The sequence below is a fragment of the Mesorhizobium sp. M7A.F.Ca.AU.002.02.1.1 genome (assembly GCF_003998535.1).
GTDB lineage: Bacteria > Pseudomonadota > Alphaproteobacteria > Rhizobiales > Rhizobiaceae > Mesorhizobium > Mesorhizobium ciceri.
Genome location: NZ_RZPB01001026.1, coordinates 1 through 1,776 on the forward strand (window position 1 = coordinate 1; position 1,776 = coordinate 1,776).

Sequence of the window (1,776 nt, forward strand, 5' to 3'; positions counted from 1 at the left end):
GTCCTCCCAGGCGCCATGCGCCAGGTCCCAGAGGTCGGGCAGATCGGCATGCATCTCGATCATGTCGCGCACTTCGGAATTGGCGAAGCCGAGCTCACCGATCATCTCGTCCAGCGACAGCCGCAGCGTCAGGCCGCACGTGTCGCCGATAGCGTCCCTGCCCTCTTCGATCAGCTCACGCATCAGCCGCGAGCGGTTCTCCAGCGAGCCGCCATATTCGTCGCTGCGCTGGTTGGTGGCCGTGGACAGGAAGTGCTGGATGATGCCGAAGCCATGCGCGCCGTAGAGGCACACCAAATCGAAGCCCGCGAGCCTCGCCCGTTTGAAGGCATTGCGATGCCAGCGGCGCAGGTCGCGAATATCCTGCTTGTCCATGGCGCGCGCCTGCACCGGATCGTTGGTGAAGGTGCGGATCGGCAGGGCCGACGGCCCGCGCGGCACTTCCTTGGTGTAGAGGTTCGGCCCGTTGATGCCTGAGTAGGCCAGCTGGATGCCGGCCAGCGCGCCATGCTGGTGCATTGCCTTGGCCATCTTCGCCAGCGCCGGAATATCGGCATCGTCCCACAGCCTGAGCTCGATGAAGGGCGTGATCTCCGATGTGTGGTGCATCTCGGTTTGCTCGGTGAAGATGACGCCCCAGCCGCCTTCCGACTTGGTGCGGCGCATCTCGGCCGCGGCCGAAGGGTCGCGATAGCCGCCGCCATTGCAATGCGGCACCTGATAGAAGCGGTTCTTGGCGGTCACCGGACCGATCTTCACGGGCTCAAACAGAATATCATAACGCGGATCGCGCATGGAACGTGCCTTCCTGCCAGCGTCGCCCTGCAGCACGCCCGATCATGGTTTCGAGGCGTGACGCAAGCCGGCCAGCCCAGTGGGTTGATGCCGTGAGACCATTCATAAGTTGCGGCAAGCGCCGGAAAACAACAGATTTCTTCTGTGCCGGTTAGGCCGCGCCTAATCGCACACATCCGGATTAGCATCCGCTGAATCCCGACTGAGCCAAATGCGACTTCAAGGCCCCGGCCACGCGATGCTAGAAGTACCGACGGCCAATGAGACACAAGACGCATGGACAGCATCCAGATCCTCGAAAAGCTGCTCGCATTCCCGACGGTGAGCCGCGACTCGAACCTCGCCCTCGTCAACTACGTGGCGGACCTGCTAGACGCACACGGCACTGCCAGCCAGATCATCCACAGCGAGGACGGCCACAAGGCCAACCTCTTTGCCACCATCGGACCGACTGATGCTTCCGGCATCATGCTGTCCGGTCACACCGACGTCGTTCCCGTCGACGGCCAGGCCTGGACGCTGCCGCCCTTCGAGATGACGAACCGTGACGGCAAGCTTTACGGACGCGGCGCGGCCGACATGAAGGGTTTTGTGGCCTGCGCGCTCGCCGCGTGCCTCAAGGCCGCGAAAATGACGCTGAAGACGCCTCTGCACCTGGCACTCTCCTACGACGAGGAGATCGGCTGCATCGGTGTGCGCAGCCTGGTCGACATGCTGCAAGCGGCCCCGCATCGGCCGCTGCTATGCATTGTCGGCGAGCCGACCGATATGCAGGTGGCGACGGGGCACAAGGGCAAGCTTGCCGCACGCGCGCTTTGCAAGGGGCGCGAAGGCCATTCGGCGCTGGCCCCGCTGGCGCTCAACGCCATCCATCTCGGCTGCGACTTCGTCGCCGCCTTGCGCCGCGAACAGGACCGGCTGGTGCGCGATGGCGCCCGCGACGGCGACTACGACATCTCATACACGACCGTCGGCGTGCCG

1 protein-coding gene and 1 pseudogene are annotated in these 1,776 nt (G+C 64.2%); one reads left to right on the forward strand and one right to left on the reverse strand.

All coding sequences use genetic code 11. The features are described from left to right. Positions 1 to 795 (reverse strand): annotated as a pseudogene (locus tag EN879_RS34575) (NADH:flavin oxidoreductase); the annotation flags it as partial. 276 nt (positions 796 to 1,071) lie between these two features. Here EN879_RS34575 and EN879_RS34580 point away from each other — a divergent pair. Next, on the forward strand, positions 1,072 to 1,776 hold a 705-nt coding region (locus tag EN879_RS34580; RefSeq protein WP_127274648.1), incomplete at its 3' end, for a M20/M25/M40 family metallo-hydrolase.